The 17,217-nt window shown below is 69.3% G+C and carries 15 protein-coding genes; 8 read left to right on the top strand and 7 right to left on the bottom strand.

Translation table 11 applies throughout. The features are described from left to right. The first annotated feature begins 108 nt into the window (after positions 1-108). A complete protein-coding gene (locus AB0761_RS37510; RefSeq protein WP_377273750.1) occupies positions 109-1,695 on the top strand; it encodes a cellulose binding domain-containing protein in 1,587 nt (528 codons plus the stop codon). A gap of 307 nt (positions 1,696-2,002) precedes the next feature. On the opposite strand, the gene AB0761_RS37505 is transcribed toward AB0761_RS37510, so the two are convergent. Further along, entirely contained in the window at positions 2,003-3,448 is a 1,446-nt protein-coding gene (locus tag AB0761_RS37505; protein WP_377273749.1) for an aldehyde dehydrogenase, read from the bottom strand. 129 nt (positions 3,449-3,577) lie between these two features. Here AB0761_RS37505 and AB0761_RS37500 point away from each other — a divergent pair, with 129 nt between their 5' ends. From AB0761_RS37500 to AB0761_RS37490, 3 genes are all read left to right on the top strand, one after another. Continuing rightward, positions 3,578-4,126, top strand: coding sequence for a TetR/AcrR family transcriptional regulator (locus AB0761_RS37500; RefSeq protein WP_377273748.1), 549 nt, complete (start codon positions 3,578-3,580; stop codon positions 4,124-4,126). Positions 4,127-4,895: 769 nt separating this feature from the next. Then, on the top strand, positions 4,896-5,618 hold the full coding sequence (locus AB0761_RS37495) for a hypothetical protein (RefSeq protein ID WP_377273747.1): 723 nt from the start codon (positions 4,896-4,898) through the stop codon (positions 5,616-5,618). Positions 5,619-5,836: 218 nt separating this feature from the next. After that, entirely contained in the window at positions 5,837-7,375 is a 1,539-nt protein-coding gene (locus tag AB0761_RS37490) for an FMN-binding glutamate synthase family protein (protein ID WP_377273746.1), read from the top strand. Positions 7,376-7,849: 474 nt separating this feature from the next. Here AB0761_RS37490 and AB0761_RS37485 read toward each other — a convergent pair whose 3' ends face one another. Further along, positions 7,850-9,277 (bottom strand): serine hydrolase domain-containing protein, encoded by a 1,428-nt coding sequence (locus AB0761_RS37485; RefSeq protein WP_377273745.1) that lies wholly within the window; start codon positions 9,275-9,277, stop codon positions 7,850-7,852. Positions 9,278-9,740: 463 nt separating this feature from the next. Then, complete coding sequence (locus tag AB0761_RS37480) at positions 9,741-10,688, bottom strand: zinc-binding alcohol dehydrogenase family protein (protein WP_377273744.1); 948 nt, start codon at positions 10,686-10,688, stop codon at positions 9,741-9,743. 75 nt (positions 10,689-10,763) lie between these two features. On the opposite strand from AB0761_RS37480, the gene AB0761_RS37475 reads away from it, so the two are divergent. Both AB0761_RS37475 and AB0761_RS37470 read left to right on the top strand, forming a co-directional pair. Further along, on the top strand, positions 10,764-11,255 hold the full coding sequence (locus AB0761_RS37475; RefSeq protein ID WP_377273743.1) for a MarR family winged helix-turn-helix transcriptional regulator: 492 nt from the start codon (positions 10,764-10,766) through the stop codon (positions 11,253-11,255). A 93-nt stretch (positions 11,256-11,348) separates the two neighbouring features. Then, positions 11,349-11,630, top strand: a complete 282-nt coding sequence (locus tag AB0761_RS37470; RefSeq protein WP_377273742.1) for a helix-turn-helix domain-containing protein — start codon at positions 11,349-11,351, stop codon at positions 11,628-11,630. Here AB0761_RS37470 and AB0761_RS37465 read toward each other — a convergent pair whose 3' ends face one another. From AB0761_RS37465 to AB0761_RS37450, 4 genes are all read right to left on the bottom strand, one after another. Continuing rightward, complete coding sequence (locus AB0761_RS37465) at positions 11,631-12,524, bottom strand: IS982 family transposase (protein ID WP_377273741.1); 894 nt, start codon at positions 12,522-12,524, stop codon at positions 11,631-11,633. A 1,121-nt stretch (positions 12,525-13,645) separates the two neighbouring features. Beyond that, positions 13,646-14,251 carry a histidine phosphatase family protein gene (locus AB0761_RS37460; protein WP_377273740.1) on the bottom strand — a complete coding sequence of 202 codons (606 nt, stop codon included), beginning with the start codon at positions 14,249-14,251 and terminating at the stop codon, positions 13,646-13,648. Beyond that, positions 14,248-14,496: a hypothetical protein gene (locus tag AB0761_RS37455; protein ID WP_377273739.1), complete on the bottom strand. Its 249-nt coding sequence runs from the start codon at positions 14,494-14,496 to the stop codon at positions 14,248-14,250. Before AB0761_RS37455 ends, AB0761_RS37460 begins: the two co-directional genes overlap by 4 nt. 152 nt (positions 14,497-14,648) lie before the next feature. Then, complete coding sequence (locus AB0761_RS37450; protein ID WP_377273738.1) at positions 14,649-15,542, bottom strand: SDR family oxidoreductase; 894 nt, start codon at positions 15,540-15,542, stop codon at positions 14,649-14,651. Between the two features lie 89 nt (positions 15,543-15,631). Here AB0761_RS37450 and AB0761_RS37445 point away from each other — a divergent pair, with 89 nt between their 5' ends. Together AB0761_RS37445 and AB0761_RS37440 are read left to right on the top strand one after the other, a co-directional pair. Then, positions 15,632-16,360, top strand: a complete 729-nt coding sequence (locus tag AB0761_RS37445; protein ID WP_377273737.1) for a TetR/AcrR family transcriptional regulator — start codon at positions 15,632-15,634, stop codon at positions 16,358-16,360. Positions 16,361-16,584: 224 nt separating this feature from the next. Continuing rightward, complete coding sequence (locus AB0761_RS37440) at positions 16,585-17,154, top strand: maleylpyruvate isomerase N-terminal domain-containing protein (protein ID WP_377273736.1); 570 nt, start codon at positions 16,585-16,587, stop codon at positions 17,152-17,154. Positions 17,155-17,217: the final 63 nt, after the last annotated feature.

Genomic DNA, 17,217 nt, shown 5'->3' with positions numbered 1-17,217 from the left:
ATCCCCCACACAACCCGGCGGCGCGGTTCGCCGCGCCGCCCACCAGCCCAGGAGTACCCGCCCATGAGGCGCGTCACCTTGCCCCTTGCCGCCGTTTCGGCCGCAGCCATGGCTACCGCTCCCCTCTCCGCCGGACAGGCGCACGCCGACACCGGCCTGACCGGACTGATCGCCGCCTATGCAGTCACCCAGAACTGGCAGACCGGTTTTGAGGCCGGTTACACGATCACCAACCACACGAACGCCTCGGTCAGCACCTGGTCACTCTCCTTCTTCCTGCCGTCCGGGGAGAGCATCAGCAGCGCGTGGAACGGCAACCTGACCTCCGCCGCCGTCACCGGTGGCACGCGCTACACGATCACCCCTCCTGATTGGGCGGGTGCCCTCGCGCCCGGTGCGACGGCGGCCGTGGTCGGGTTCGACGTCTCCAACGGGAGTACGGCCCAGACCGCACCCGCCAACTGCACCATCAACAACCAGCCCTGCGAGGGCCTGCCCCCGGACACCACCGCACCGACCACCCCCACCGGCCTGAAGGTCACCGGCACCGGCGTCGGCAGCGTCTCCCTCTCCTGGAACGCCGCCACGGACAACCAGTCCCTCGCCGGCTACCACCTGTGGGAGTCGGGCGCCAAGGTCGCCACCGTCACCGGCACCAGCGCGAACCTGACCGGCCTGCTCCAGGGCAGCACCCACGTCATCGGCGTCTCGGCCTTCGACGCCACCGGGAACGAGTCCCCCGTCTCGGCCACGGTGTCGGCCACCGCCGGCAGCGGTACGGTCCCCGGCGCGTCCGCCCCCTACGTCGACCTGGGCGCATACCCGACGCCGAGCCTGCCGGCGCTCGCCGCGGCGAGCGGCCTCAAGCAGTTCTCACTCGCCTTCATCATCAACGGCAGCACCCCCTGTACCGCGAGCTGGTTCGGCGCCTACGACCCCGCGACCGGCTGGGACAAGGCCGACATGGACGCCATCCGCGCTGCGGGAGGAGACGTCCGGCCCTCCTTCGGCGGCGCCAACGGCACCGAACTGGCGCAGTCCTGCACCACCGTCGCCTCGCTCGCAGCGCAGTACCAGAAGGTCGTCGACGTCTACGGTCTTGACCGGATCGACTTCGACATCGAGGGCGGCGCGGTCGCCGACCATGCCTCGATCGACCGCCGCTCCGCGGCGGTCGCGCAGGTCCAGGCCGCGCAGCGGGCCAAGGGCCGTGACCTCAAGGTCAGCCTGACCCTGCCGGTCCTGCCCACCGGCCTGACCGCGGACGGCCTCTACGTACTCCAGTCCGCGAAGAACGCGGGTCTGTCGGTGGACGTGGTCAACGCGATGTCGATGGACTTCGGCGACTCGGCGGCGCCGAACCCGAGCGGCAAGATGGGCGCCTACGTGATCCAGTCGGCACAGGCGACCCAGGCCCAGATCAAGTCGGTCTGGACGAATCTGACCGACGCCCAGGCCTGGGCCAAGGTCGGTGTGACGCTGATGCTGGGCCAGAACGACAACCCCTCCGAGGTGTTCGGCCTGACCGACGCCCAGCAGCTGGTCACCTTCGCCCAGCAGAACCACCTCGGTGAGCTGGCCTTCTGGGAGATGACCCGGGATGCCAACGCCTGCCACGGCGGGCTCTCCCAGTGCACCAACGTGACGCAGACGCCGTACCAGTTCTCCAAGATGTTCGCCGGCTTCACCGGCTGACGCCTCCCGGAACGAGTCCGACCCGCCGCGCGGGCCGCCACCTCAGCGGCTCGCGCGGTCCGGCGACTCAGTCCGGATCCACACAGCCGCATTCGATGAGCGCGGCTGGGTGACGTTCGGGATCGGACTCTGCGGTGTTTCTGTTCATCGACAGGGGGCGCCGGATGGCCGTCCTGGTGGCGGGGTCTCCGAGGTCCTTGGTCGCGGGCCGGCGGGTCAGCGGGTCGCGCCCCGGGAGGTCGCGGCGCGGTCCGCGCTGCGGGTGGAGCGCAGACCGCGCCGCATGCCGCTGGACACCGGGACCCCGTCAGACGGTGATCGTCTTGTACTCGACGTAGCCGGCCAGTCCAGTAGCCCCGTACTCGCGGCCGATGCCGCTGGCCTTGAAGCCGCCGAACGGGCCGTCGAAGCCGATCGGGGCACCGTTGACGGTGACCGTGCCGGTCCGCACGCGCCGGGCGACGGCCAACGCATGCTGTTCGTCGGAGGACCAGACACCGCCGGAGAGGCCGTACTCCGAATCGTTGGCGATCCGCACCGCGTCTTCCTCGTCGTCGTACGCGATGACCACCAGCACCGGGCCGAAGACCTCCTCCTGGGCGATCCGCATCGTGTTGTCGACGTCGGCAAACACGGTCGGGGTGACGTAGTTGCCGCCCTCCAGCCCCAGGGGGACCTCCGGACCTCCGGTGACCAGGCGCGCCCCCTCGTCGATGCCCAGCCGGATGTAGTCCCGCACACGCTGCTGCTGGTCCGGGCGAATCATCGGGCCGATGAAGGTGTCCTCGTCGGCGGGGTCGCCCACCTTCAGCGACTCGACGAGCCCCTTGACCGCCGTGACGACCTCCTCGTACCGCGAGCGCGGTGCCAGGATCCGCGTCTGGGCGATACATGCCTCGCCATTGTTGAGCAGCGAGGCGAACTTCAGGCCGGCAACGGCCTTCGGCAGGTCGGCGTCCTCGAGGATGATCGCCGCAGACTTGCCGCCCAGCTCCAGGCTGACTCGCTTCAGCTGCTCACCGGCGATCGAGGCGATCCGCCGACCGGCGCGAGTGGACCCGGTGAAGGCGATCTTGTCGACGTCCGGGTGCGAGACCAGGTACTCGCTGGTCTCCCGGCCGGCGTGGAGCACGCTGACCACGCCCTGCGGCAGGCCTGCTGCATCCAGCAGCTCCGCGAGCAGGTTCATGCTGAGCGAGTTCTCCGGGGAGGTCTTCAGCACGACCGTGTTGCCCGCGAGCAGCGCCGGGATGAGCTTTGCCAGCGCGGCCGAGAACGGGGAGTTCCACGGGATGACGGCGGCGACCACGCCGATCGCCTCGCGACGCACCACGCTGCGGAAGGGAAGCGCGGGGTCGGAGGGCTCGAGCGTCTCCTCCCAGCCGAACTCCTCCGCCGCCTTCAGATAGGCGTCGGCCTGCCGGGACAGCCCCGGCTGCCCTGCCCTGGTGAACCAGCCTGCCGAACCGTTCTCGCGGGCGATGAGCGCGGCGATCTCTGCCGCGCGCTCCTCACGCAGCGTGTTCAGGCGCCGGAGGACCGCGATCCGCTCGGTCGGGGCGGTCCGCGGCCACGTCCCTTCGTCGAAGGCCTTGCGCGCCGCGGCTACCGCCAGGTCCACATCCGCGGGGGCGGCCTGGGCGGCGCGGCCGATGACGGACCGGTCGTGCGGGGAGCGGACGTCGAGCGTGAGCGCCGAGTCGCTCGGCGAGGTCCATACGCCGCCGATGTAGAGCCTGTCGTTGATGATCATGTTCTTCCCGCCTGCTGTTCGGAACGTCCTTTGTTAACTGTCACACCAATGTAGCGCTTGTGATGAGTATGGGTACTCCCATGTGTCGATAGTCTCAGTATGTGCGGCACCGATGGTTAGACTGTGGCGATGAGAGCCGACGCCGCCCGCAACCTGCAAACCGTCCTGACCACAGGCGCCCGCCTGCTGGCCGAGGACCCCTCCGCGAGCATCGCCGCCATTGCTGCCGCCGCCGGGGTTGACCGGCGCACCGTCTACCGGCGGTTCGCCTCCCGCGAAGAGCTGCTGGCCGCCATCTACCAGGCCCGCCTCGACGCGATCGAGCAGGCGATCGACGCCGCCCGGCTCGCTCACGCCCCGGTCGCCGTGGCTCTCCACCGCTATGCCGAGGGCATCATCACCGTCAACCGCACCTGGCCCGTGGAACTCGGCCGCATGCGCGCCGACCAGACGATCCGGGCCCGCCGCGACCGGTTCATCGCGGAGGTCGGCACATTCCTCCAACGCGCCACCGACGAAGGACTGCTGCGCGCCGACCTGCCGGCCGGATGGGCCGACGCGCTTCTGCGGCAGCTTCTGCACACGGCCACCAACGAGCTGCCCGACCTTGACGCGGGACAGGCAGCCGATGTGCTGGTGAAGACCTACCTGCGGGGAGTGGGCCGGGAGCACCCCTGACGGACCGCAGTGCTGCAGCCCGTGCTGCGGAGTCCCGTGGTCCGGGCGGTCCCAGGGGGAGCGCCCGGACAGCCGCGTCCGGGGTCAGCCGGCGAGCGTAGACGCAGCACTGGATGCCGGTGCCGGCCGCGGTGGTGACGCCGTCCTGGACGGTCGAGACCGAGATGGTCTGCCCGTCGGCGTCACCCTCCCCCAAGTTACTGGTGGGTTCGAGTGCCAGGAAACTGCAGCTGGCACCTCCCTCGACCGTCCTCAGGCAAGGACCGGAAGTGCGGCACTTCAGCCCACAGGCCGACCTTGCCAGGTGCTGTCCGCAACGAGGTCCCGGTCGGCGATCAGGATGGCGTCCCGCCAAGCGGGGTATAGCAGACGGTCGCGTGGCTATGTGGTGCGCGCCTCCGGGAAGTGCACCCGCCCCCTCCAAGGAGATCGACGCGGCACGTGGGCTGCGTTCACGGACGACCCCGCACCCACCGCCCACGAACTGGTGCGGGACCGACTTCCCGCCGCCGGAGCCGCCTTCCTCGTCGGCAGCGTGCCGACCGACCGCCGGACGCCCCCATCTGATCCCTCAGCTCGCCAAGGGTCAGGCTCACGGGCTTGCCGGTGGGGCAGCCAAGCCCCCAGGGCGCTGTGGAGCTGACCGGTACGTGGCGGTCTGTCGGTCACACCTTCCTCTTGCGAGCGGGGGGTCTGGTCGTACGGACAGATTCCCTGGTGTCTACAGTGAGCGGCGCTGCAACCGGCGTCGCGCCAAGGGAGGCCGCCCATGACCTGCACCGCCCGTCCGATACTGCGCACCGCCGCGCCCGACTCCGACGTCGCGCTCGGCGTGGCCGGCTGGAGCAGCGGCGGCAGCCACGCCGACGGCACTTCGACCACCCAGGCCTCGGCTCCCGCAGGCGCCTCGGCCACCATGCCGACTGCCGCCGCACAGCGTGCAGCGCCGCTGACTGCGGCCCAGCCGAAGGGTGCAGCGCTGTCCGGCACGGACCTTCCGGCCGGTTTCGCGGTGCACGCCGCCGCTGAGGACGACACGCTGTTCGCAAGCGCGACGGACACCGCGAAGCCCGCCTCCTCGCGGGCGATCGCGGACATCGCCGGTGACGATGGCGCCATCGAGCCGACCGGGCCGGCCGATACCGACTACCTGCAAACCACCCACATGATCGGCCTGTTGTTCGGCCACATCGCCGCCTACGGGGCGAGCGACGCCGAGAAGACCCTCGCCGGCCTGCGGACGGCTCTGATGTGCTGCACCTCGCACCGGACCACGACTGAGGCCGACAGAACCGTGACTGCTGGGAAGACCCGCGTCCTGCCTGCTCCCTGTCTCGGCAACGGTGCAATCGCCTTCGAGGTCACCGGCACCAGCGGGAGCGGCCGCAGGCACGCTGCTCGGCCATCCGGAGACGACGCTCGTCGACCACCCGTCGCGCCGCCGTGGGATGTCCCTGGAGCGGGTCGAGGCCGACTGGTGCGACCTGATTGAGCGGTACAAGGGTCGATGTCCGACCGACGTACCGGCTGACCCGCGCTGCTGCTGCCGAGGAGCTCATCCGCCCTGGTGGGAGCCATTGCGGCAACGGCGCCATTCGCCCTTCTTCGACGGACGCTGACGCTTGACAGACCGTGCCCGTCGCGCAACGCAACACAACACAACGACGTCCATTGCTCGGCGATGGAGTCGTGCATCGAGGAGGACTGTTCATGCACGCCCGGAGGATCGGCGCAGCCGCCGCAACAGCGTTGGCGGTCCTGGCTGCCCGCGACCTCATCCAGAAGAAGCACGCACTGCTCCGCAACTTCCCGGTCGTCGGGCACGCCCGGTACCTGTTGGAGAGGATCGGGCCGGAGCTGCGCCAGTACATCGTGACCTCCAACGAGGAGGAGCGACCCTTCAGTCGTGACCAGCGCAGCTGGATCTATGCGTCGGCGAAGGAGGAGAACAACTACTTCGGGTTCGGAACCGACGTCGACGTCGAGCACGTGCAGGGGCACGCCTACGTGAAGCAGCGCACGTTCGCCGGCCCGCTGCCCGACGCGCACGACCCGCAGGCCCCACTGCCCTCGGCCAAGGTGCTGGGCGGGCCGCGCGGGCGGGCCAAGGCGTTCCGGCCTGCGAGCGTGGTGAACATCTCGGCGATGAGCTTCGGATCGCTCTCCGGCGCGGCCGTCACGGCGCTCAACAAGGGGGCGGCACTGGCGGGCACGATGCACAACACGGGCGAAGGCGGCCTCTCGCCGTACCACCGCAACGGCGGAGACCTCGTCCTGCAGATCGGGACGGCGTACTTCGGCTGCCGCAACGAGGACGGCAGCTTCAACCTCGACAAGCTCAAGGATGTGGTCGCCGGCGCCCCGGTCAAGGCGATAGAGATCAAGCTCTCCCAAGGCGCCAAGCCTGGGCTGGGCGGAATGCTGCCGGGCGCGAAGGTGACCCCGGAGATCGCCGGGATCCGCGGCATCCCTGTCGGCAAGGACTGCCTCTCCCCGTCGCGGCACACCGCGTTCAACGACGTCGACTCGATGCTCGACTTCGTGGAACTGCTTGCCACCGAGACCGGCCTGCCGGTCGGGGTCAAGAGCGCGGTGGGAGAGATGGGCTTCTGGCAGGAGCTGGCCAGGATGATGGCGCGTGGTGACCGTGGTGTCGACTTCGTGACCGTCGACGGCGGCGAGGGCGGCACCGGGGCGGCGCCGCTGATCTTCACCGACTCGGTGTCGCTGCCGTTCCGAATGGGCTTCTCCCGGGTCTACCGCACCTTCGCCGAGCTGGGACTGACCGACGAGCTGACCTTCATCGGCTCCGGCAAACTCGGACTGCCCGAGAACGCCGCAGTCGCCTTCGCTCTGGGTGCCGACATGATCAACGTGGCCCGTGAGGCGATGCTGTCCATCGGCTGCATCCAGTCGCAGAAGTGCCACACCGACATGTGTCCCACCGGCATCGCCACCCAGAACCCATGGCTGGCCCGCGGCCTCGATCCGACCTCGAAGGCCACCCGGGCCGCTGTCTACCTGCGGGCCCTGCGCAAGGAGCTGCTCAAGGTTTCGTCCGCTGTCGGCGTCGCCCACCCAGCACTCATCACCGCCAACGACATCGAGATCATGAACGGCGACTACGAGGCCCGCACCCTGGCCAGCGTCTACGGCTACAAGGACGGCTGGGGCGAACTCGGCCCGCGCCTCGCCGATGAGATCACCGCACTGCTCACCACCGGGCTGACCCCCAAGCCAGCCGTCTGACGCACCGACAGCGACAAGCACCGGACTCGGTCTCGGCCGCCCGGAGCACGCGCGTGGCGCCAGCTGGTGCCCCCTGCCTATCTGCCTCTACCTCACGGGCAGTCCATGCCGTGGTGACCACGATGTGACTGAAGAGGTGAGATCCAAGAGCGTCGTTGCCCCCGCTGGTTGCATCAATCGGCCTGCCGGAGGTCGAGATCCGGGGCTGGGAGATCTTCGTCCACGGCTTCGCACTTGGCAGGAGATCGCCGGTCGCCTCGCGTGTCAGCAAGCAGCTGACACGCGAGGCGGTCGGAATGCTCGCTACGACCGCCTCGGCATCGGGACTCCGCCGGCCCCTGGCGGACTGACGAACGTGGAGGGGCCGCGCCCTGCAGCACATCGTGCTGCAGGGCGCAGCGTGACCGTGAAGGTCCGCCGCCCGATGGGGATCCTCGCCTCGCCCTTCGGTAACTCCCCCTCAGCCGGCGTCTCCTATGCGACGTCAGGTCGTGTCATCAGAGGGGACCGCACATGCAACTCCAGGCTGGGGCCGGTCAGGGGCACGGTGCTCCATGTCGCCGTCGCGGTCCCCGCCTCGGCGTCGACGACCAGCCGAACTCGGTGCGGGGTGGTGACGACGTAGAGATCGGCGACGAATGTGCTTCCCTGCCAGGCACCGGTCGCGACGACAGGTCGGCCGAGTGGGGAGCTTTCCCGCCAGTCGCCGTGGCCGACCTCAACGTCGAGGAGCGACTCGAACCGTACGAGCCATCCGCCGTCGGTGGGATCGATGATCACCATCGTGCCGTCGGGCAGGGCCGACCCCTCAGCGGAGGCGTCAAGTTTCGCGCTGGCCGAACGCCCAGGGTCGGCCGACCCCGGCAACGGCAGCAATGACAGCCGCTGCAGCCGATCGGCGAGGATCTCGTCGTCCTGGGTGCTTGCCGCCTGGCCCACGCCGGGCAGCAGGCACTCCCACATGGCGTCGAGCACTTCCTGAGACTCCCCTTGGGCGGTCACGGCGACCACGAGATCGTGCGACGGGACCACCACACACTGCTGTCCGAAGGAGCCATGACCGTGGTAGCCGTGACGCGACATCCAGAACTGGTAGCCGTAGCCGTAGGAGAAGTCCGCCTGATCCGATCCATCCAGGATCCACTTGCTGTCGATGTGCCGACTGGTCGCCAACTCCACCCATTCGCGCGGGACGAGCCGCTGGTCGCCCCAGAGGCCGCCACGCAGCAGCAGCTCGCCGAAGGCGGCAATGGCCTCGGTCGTGAGGTGCAGTCCATGGAATCCGAAGGCGGCACCGCTCTTCACCCGGTCCCATTCGGCGTGGTCAACGCCCATTGGCTTGAAGAGGCGCTCGTCGAGGAACTCCGGGAGGCCGCACCCCGTGACCCGTTCCACCAACCGGGCCAGGATGTAGGTGGTTGAGTTGTCGTAGGTGTGCCGCGTTCCCTCGGCGTTGGCAAACGGCAGGCCCAGGAAGCCCTTCACCAAATCATCGGGTTCCAGCTCCCAGGCCTCGGCCAGGCTGTCCGTGGGGTGCCCGGCTGTCATGGACAGCAGGTGGTGAACGGTGATGCGGCTTCCCTGCTCCGAGACGCCGGCCGGAACGTGGTCGGGCAACACGTGCACCACTCGATCGTCCAGCGAGAGTAGCCCGTCGGCGACCGCGAGCCCCACCGCGATCGACGTGAACGACTTGGTCAGCGAGTAGAGAAGGTGTGGGCGGTCGGCCGAGTACGGCGCCCACCAGCCTTCGGCGACGACGTGACCGCGGTGCACGACCATGAGGGAGTGGCACTCGACGGATCGTGCTTCGAGCCGGTCCAGCAGCGCGGCGATCGAACGGGACGAGATTCCCGAGGCGGCCGGTGCCGAACGTGGAAGCAGGGCGTGCTGAGAAGACATTCTGACTCCCTGGCAGATACACGTAGATCTGGTTCGACCTTGAGTCGGAGACGAATCGGTGACACCGAGATGCAGGAACCAAGAGCCGTCGGCCCGGGTATGGTACAAGCAGGTCGAGACGGGGTTCCATGAGGTTTTCCTTCACCGCACATGGGGGTGCCGGACCAGGGCTTGCGCAAGTTCCCGGGATCGTCCAACTGGCGTGAGGATGCCGCAGGTTGGGGGGATGACAGAGCGGACACGGGATCCGTGATCATTCAGGTGTCTAAGTGGTCGGCGCTCGAAGTCCTGCGAGGGTTGAGGTGATTGGTGTGGCTGTGCCGGGCACTCCGCCTGCGAGGGAGCCCCGACCCCTTACACGTCCCGCCAGGAAGGGACTACGCCGAAAGAGCGGAACGATCCCGTACGACCTCTCACCAGCACTGGGCAGCGACCAAGGTCGCTGCCCAGTCTGCATGTGTTGTCAGGAGACCCGGAGGATGCTCTTGCCGTGGGTGGAGCCATCGGCGAGCCGTTGTACGGCGCCGGCCAGGTCTGTGAGGTCATATTCGGCGGTGATGTCGACGCGCACGTGGCCGTCGGCGACGAGGCCGAGTGCGCGGCGGGCGCTGTCGGCGAGTTGCTCAGGATGGGTCTGGCTGAGCAGGTTGCTGTTGTAGGTCATGAGGGATTTGCCCTGCATGAGAAGGTCGTTGGTGTTGGCCAGGACTGGTTCGTAGGTGCTGAGGTTGCCATACGCCACCAGTCGGCCGTGTGCTGCGAGCTGGTCGAGGCCGGCGTGGCGGGTAGGGCCGCCGACCGGGTCGAGGATCACATCGAACTTCTCGTCGCCGAGTTTGGCCGGGAATTCCTCGCGCAGGAGGATCCGGTCGTAGCCGAACTGGGCGGCGTAGTCGGCTCTGGCGGTGCTGCCCGCCACTCCGACGATTCGGCCGGCGCCGACCAGCCGGGCGAACTGGGCTGCCAGGGTGCCCACCGAGCCGGCGGCGGCGTGGACCAGCACGCTCTCGCCGGGCCGTACACGCGAGGCGGTGTTGATCAGGTCGTAGGCGGTCGGCGCCCCCCAGCCGATGCCTGCTGCCGTCCGTAGCGGCATGTCGCCAATGTCCAGCGTGAGTACGGCGGGTGCTACGGCCACTTCGGCGAAGGCACCTGCGGTGGTCAGCCCTGTGACGGGTTCACCGATACGGCCTGGGTCCACGTCGTCGCCGACCGCGACGATGTGTCCGGACGCCTCGAAGCCGGGCACGAAGGGACGCGGCACGGGGAAGTGGCCGTCCCGGACCATGGTGTCGCCCCACTGGACGCCTGCGTAGGCGACGCGGATCGCCACCTGGCCGGGGCCGGGTGCGGGCTCGTCGAGTTCTGTGATGCGGTAGTGGTTTTCGGCGTCAAGAAGGACAGCCTTCACGGTTACAGCTCCTTGCGTTGACTCAGTATCCTTACTGTCGAGGACGGTAGTTGTGTAAGGTTCCTGAGTCAACGCATGAATCTGTCAATGGAGTGGGAGTACATGGCGGAAGCCTCGGTCGAAGATGACCTCTGCACCCGGATCAGGCGGTCGGAGCAGGCGCTGATGGCGCACCACGAGGCGGTGCTGCGCACCTACGGGCTGACCATGACCCAGTACATGGTGCTGCTGGCCCTCTCCCGTGAGGGCGGCATGTCCGGCTCTCAACTGGCCCGCTCCTGCGGGGTGACCCAGCAGAGCATGGGCAGCGTGCTCACCAACATGGAGACCAAGCAGCTCATCCGCCGCCAGACGTCCCCGGTGCATGCCAAGGTGCAGATCGCCACCCTCACCGACCAGGGCCGGGCGCTCCTGGACCGCGCCTACCAGGAGGTGATCATCCTTGAGCGCGCACTCACCGACGCGTTCACTCCCTCCGAACACGCCGCGCTCTGCGCACTCCTGGAGAGAGCCACCACCGTGCTGATCCAGCAGACCCGCCACGCGACCGTCCCGCGCCGCACCTGAGGTCTCGGCGACTTCACGCGCAGGGAGCCCCATCACTGCGTACCCGCCCCGGAAGATTCGGCCGCCCCGTCTGCGATGCCTTCCCGTCCCGCCGTGTCCGTGGCGCTGACCGCCTCCGAGCGGCACCGGCTGAAGAAGATGGCCTACGGCCACAAGACTCCCCATCAAACCCGGCAACGGGCGACGGTCGTGCTGCTGGCAGCACGCGGACGCAGCGACGCGCGGATCGCCGCCGAGACCCACCTGCACGTGGACACCGTGCGAACCTGGCGCGGACGGTTCGCCGACGACGGGCTGCCAACCCTGGCCGACCGCAAGCGTTCGGGGCGCCCGGCCCGCTTCACCCCCACCACTAGACGAGTAGATCCGATGTGATTAGTGGTCGTAGGCGGTCAGTGAGCGGGTGACTGGTGCGCCGGTCTGGTTGTTGTGCCAGATGCCTGCGGCCATCGCCAGGACGCGCTGGGCGACGCGGATCGCGACGCCCTCGAAGGTCCGCCCGCCGTGTTGTTCCAGGTCGAGCTGCCCTTTGAGGGTGTCGTTGACCGACTCGATCAGCTGACGGACCTTCTTGAGCATGGGCTCGCCGTAACGCTCCTTCTCGCGCTTGAGCGAGGGCCGCAGGAGCTCGACTCCGCGCTCGGCGAGCTCGTTCTCGAACTGCTTTGAGGCGAAGCCCTTGTCCGAGATGAGCAGGATGCCCTCGCGCTCGGCGACCAGCTCGGCATCGACGTCGAACATCGCCGCCAGGACCTCGCGCTCGCCGATCTTCGGGTTGGCCAGCGCCCACATGATCGGCATGCCCGTCGGCGTGCACACCAGGTACAGACGCAGGCCCCAGAAGAAGCGGGAGTGGGACGCGCAGTAGCCGTAGCCGGCCCAGCCCGCCAGGTGCGAGCGCTGGACGGTCGGGCGCGACATGCCGCACGACACCGGGGTCGAATCGGTGATCCACACCGTGTCCGTCCAGAAGTCGCTGTCCATGGCCAGCTCCCTGATCAGGCGCTTGACCAGCGGTAATGCCGCACGTAGGCGCTTGTTGTAGCCCGCGCGCTGAGGCAGGTACGGGAACATGCCGCACAGGTGCTTGCGGGCGTAGCGCAGCCAGCGGGCCTCGGAGTGGTAGCCGAGGAGTGCCTGCGCCACCGCAAGGCAGACGAGTTCGGAGTCGCTGAGCAGAGGAGGGCGTCCCATCCATCGCGTTCCTCCTATCTCGTCGTCGATCTTCACGTACAGTGCAGTCAAGAGGGTGTTCAGGTCGGTCGTCACAAACTGATCTTGGGCACCCTCGCCCCTTTGGCGGCCCGAACTTCGGATCTACTCGTCTAGGGGCCGGAGTCATGACACTCACGCAGCATGATCTTGTCGAACGATCCCCGGGTGATCGACACGCCTGTGGCGGACTGCGGCGAACCTCTCGTGGAGGTTGCCACCTCTGCGGCGACAGTGCTGAGGGACGAGGCGGTGAGCTATGGGCGGGTCAGGGGCGGCGTGCTCGACCGCCTGAGGTTGGCAGCTGGGAAGCTCCCGCGGGGATCAGGTTTCTCGTCGTCGAGGGGCCTCGCAGCTCGGCCGAGCAAGCCCGCAGGGTTGCACCGTATGAGGATCGACTGCACCGGGTCGGCATCAAGGACCCGGCTGAGCGTCAATGCCCAGCCAGCGCCTTTGTCTTCCCCGTCGAGGTTTGCGCACACTGCGCCGGTGCGGCCGTGGATCTGACGCTCATCCCCGCGCAGCCCCTCCAGCGCTCCGCTGCAGATCGGCTGGGTCAGTGCCCGGTCGACCTCACCCAACCCGGTGCCCATCCGGTGCTCCAGGAAGGAGATCGCGCCCGCCAGGCCGGCGGACCCGTGCCGGCATGTAGCTGTCGAAGACGCCGGGCCAGGTCATAGGTTCTCAGCGTGCTCACCGAATCGTTCAGCCAGGCGAGGTCCTCCCATTCGACGCCAGGGTTCCGGCCACGACCGGACTTGATCGAGTGGTAGCTCTATCGAGTGGTAGCTCTCCAGCGCCGGTACGACCACTGGGCCTGGCGGTATCGCCAGCCGCCAGGCCCGCGGCGGTGATCTGCTCCGCCCGCGAATGCAGCCTCTTCCCAGCAGTGCGGCCAGTTGCGGCTCGGCGGCCGCGCCCGCAACCCCCAGTGCCGCCGACACTGGGGGTGAGGGCAGGGGCGACTCCAGACAGTCGGATCGGGCGGGATGGGTGGAAGAGGTGGGGTGCGGGGCCGCCCGGTACGCGTCGGGGGGTGGGGGCGCGGACCGGGCGGCGGGGGCGGCCCCGGCACCGGTGCGTTGGGGGTGGGGTGGGGGCCGCCTGGGTGAGGGCCTGGCTCGACGGCGCCGACCAGCTGGCACATGAGCTGCAGGGTCGTCAGGTTGCGGTGGGCGTCACTTCGCGTCTGGCCATGAGGGGCAGCGCCAGGTGGAGCCGTCCCCTTCGATGAGGAATGGCAGCGCATGGGGCAGTGGAGTGCCCCAGACCGCGGCTCCGAGGGTGCAGAGCTGGCTGAGGGCGACCGTGAGACTGGCGACGTGGCCGACGACGGCGACGGTCTCGCCCCGGTGTTGCTCGGCGATGGCTTGGAACGCCTTGTCCATGCGTGTCGTGACCGCGAAGCCGCTCTCACCATCCGCCACCTGCTGTGTCAGGTCGTTGTCGACCACCCAGGAACGGAGCACGTCGGCGGTCTGCCGTCGGACGTCCGGATCGCTGCTTCCCTCGTGCCTGCCGATGCCGACCTCCACGAGGCCGGGCAGGGCCTGGACCTCAACGCCGGCAGCGGCGGCCAGCGGCTGGGCGGTCTGCCGTGCGCGCAAGGCCGTGCTGGCATAGACCGCGCCGATCCGCTCGCCGGCCAAAGTCCGAGCTGCGAGAGCGGCCTGCTCTCGGCCTCGCTCGGTCAGCGGAGCGCGCGGGACGGCCCCGGCGACGTTGTCCGTGACGTTCTGCGACTCGCCGTGCCGCAGACACCACACTCGGACCCGCTCGCTCATGCCACAAGCTCCTCTCGCGCGACCAGGGCGCCGTTCTCGAACTTCGCACCGGCCCGGACCAGGGGAGCCAGGTGGGCTCCGGTGGTCGCGCGCCAGCGGGCTTGGGCGGGCTCCACGGGCTTGAACACCATCGCCACGGCCGGCGCGGGGCTGCCCGCACCCTGGGTGACCTTCGTGCGCAACTGGGCGATGGGCCTGCCTGCGCGGACCCGGTCGACGGGGAGCCGTCTGCCGTGGATGGTCAACCGGGTATGCGGGGTGGAGCACGGGGGTGGGGCACGGGAAACCTCTGGGATGGTGCGGAATCTGATGCGGAGCCTGGATTTGTCGCCCGAGGCCGCCGATCTGGTGATCGACGTCCTCGGGCGACAGAAGAGGAGCCTTTGTGGGCGGCGAGTCAGGCCGGGGTCGTCTGCGCGTCCCACTGGTTCTCTTCGGCCCAGGCACGCTCCAGCTGGGTGCGGAAGGTGGCGGGCTCTCGCCCGATCAGCTCGGCCAGCGTCGAGTCGACAGCGGTGAACTCGCCGTTCCTCGCCGCAGCGAAGATGCTCAGCATCAGGTCGGCGATCGGGGCCGGGGCGCCGTGCGCCAGGATCTGCTCGCGGAAGGCGTCGTCGGGGACGACGGTGCGGGTGAAGGGCCGTCCGGTGGTCTGGGACGCGATCTCGGCGATGGTGTCGAAGTCGAGTGCCGCCGGGCCGGTGAGCGGCGGGGTGGGCCCCTCGAAGCGGGCCTCCTCGGCGAGGATCACCGCGGTAGCCTCGGCGAGGTCGTCGTGGCCGGTCCAGGCGACGGGGCCGTCGGCGGGGAGTGCGATGTCGCCGGTGTGGCGGGTGGACTCCAGGAACTGCAGGGCGCTGGAGGCGTAGAAGCCGTTGCGCAGCGCGGTCCAGGGCAGGCCGGTGGCGCGCAACAGGTCTTCGGTCTGGGCGTGGTCGCGGCATGCCTGGAAGCGGGCGTCGTGGGCGGCGCCCATCTGGCTGGTGTAGAGGATGCGGCCGACGCCGACCTGCACGGCGGCGTCGATGGCGGCGCGGTGGCCGCTGACGCACTCCTGGCCCGTGCGGTCGAGGGAGACGAGGAGTAGTTGCTCGGCGCCCTCGAAGGAGTGCACGAGCGAGGCGGGGTCGTCGAAGCTGCCGTGCCGGACGCGGACGCCGCGGTCGGCGAGGTCCTGGGCCTTGCGGGGGTCGCGGACGCTGACGCCGACGCGGTCGGCGGGGACGCGCTCCAGGAGGCGTTCGACGGTGCGGCGGCCGAGCTTTCCGGTGGCTCCGGTAACGATGATCATTGGGTTCCCCCGACGTTGTTTCCGATGGAATCACTAAAATGGTAACACTGGAAATTCCGATGGAACCAGATCCTCGGTACCATCGGTTCATGGCCACGCGCGACTCAACCGACAGCCCTCGGCGCCGCATCGTCGAGGCCGCCGTCGAGCTGCTGGAGAACGGCGGCCCTGACGCGGTGAGCACCCGCGCGGTCGCCGCGGCGGCCGGAATGCAGCCGCCAGCGATCTACCGCCTCTTCGGCGACAAGGAGGGGCTTCTTGAGGCTGTCGCCGAGCACGGCTACGCGCAGTTCCTGGAGAGAAAGCGCACGCAGCCCGACCCCGCCCCGCAGGACCCGGTGGAGGAGCTGCGCCGCGGCTGGGACATGGTGGTCGAGTTCGGGGTCTCCCGCCCCGAGTTGTTCGCGGTGATGAACCGGGCCACCAGCCGGGGATCGGACGCAGCACACCGCGCGGGCTTGAAGATCCTCCATCGGCGGGTGCGTCGACTGGCGGCCGGGGGGTGGCTGCGGGTCGACGAGGAGCTGGCCGCCCAGATCATCCAGGCAACCGGCCAGGGCGCGGTCACCACCTGGCACTCCACCCCCGCAGACCGCCGCAATCCGGCACTGTTGACCGTCCTGCGCGAGTCCATGGTCGCGGCCGTCACCCGCGCCGAACCGGCGGTCCCCGCCGCGGAGTCCGGTCCCGCCGCGGCGGCCCGCGCGCTGCGTGCCGCCCTCCCCGACGACGCCGATGTCCTGAGCGACGCCGAGCAGCGCCTGCTGCGTGAGTGGCTCACGCGCCTGGCGGCGGACGGTGGCGCGCCGCATGCCTGATCGCGCGTCAGGCGCCCTCGTGCAGACTGAACCCCCCGAGGAGAGATCGTGCGATGAAACGGCGTCCACGAGATGAGACGGTGGGCGACCACACGGCTCCAGCCGGCTTCCCCTTGCCCATAACGCGCCGCCAACCTTGATCACGTCTCCGCCGCCCACTGTTGACAACGCTCGTGGTCAATACAGCTCAGCCGCACCACCACGTGCGTTGCGAGGAGAACCGCATGGACCACCAAGACGTGCAGGCCGCCGTGGCGGAGATGCTGGAGGTACTGGGGCCTCGCACGGGCGAGGATTGGACGGTGCCTGCCGGCCCGCTGGAGTGGAGCTGCCGGCAGGCGGCCGCGCACATCGGCCACGACCTGCTGGCCTACGCGGGCCAGCTGGCCGTGCGCCCGACCGACGCCTACCTCCCCTTCGATCTGCACGTGCGCCCCACCGCCTCGCCTGCCGTGGTGCTGCAGGTGGCCGCCGCCTGCGGCGGACTGCTCGGCGGCGCGCTGGCCACCGCCGACCCGTCCCTGCGGGCCTGGCACTGGGGCCCGTGCGACCCGACGGGGTTCGCGGCGATGGGCGTCGGTGAGATCCTGCTGCACACCTACGACATCACCCGCGGATTGGGCGTGGACTGGCTGCCACCGGCACCGCTCTGCGCCGCCGTGCTCGACCGGCTGTTCCCCGACGCTCCGCCCGGCGAGCCCGTCCGAGTGCTGCTGTGGTGCACCGGACGCGGGCACCTGGGCGGTCTGCCCCGCCCAACGTCGTGGACGTGGAAGGCAGCACGGCCCGAGTGAACGTACCTAACTTGGTGAACCTATGCGGTCACAGCACCAGCATCGCTGGATGCCGACTGAGCC

The sequence above is a fragment of the Peterkaempfera podocarpi genome (assembly GCF_042466665.1).
Classification (GTDB): domain Bacteria; phylum Actinomycetota; class Actinomycetes; order Streptomycetales; family Streptomycetaceae; genus Peterkaempfera; species Peterkaempfera podocarpi.
The sequence above is the reverse complement of the archived record's forward strand: the minus strand, read 5'-3'. Positions and strand labels throughout refer to the sequence as shown.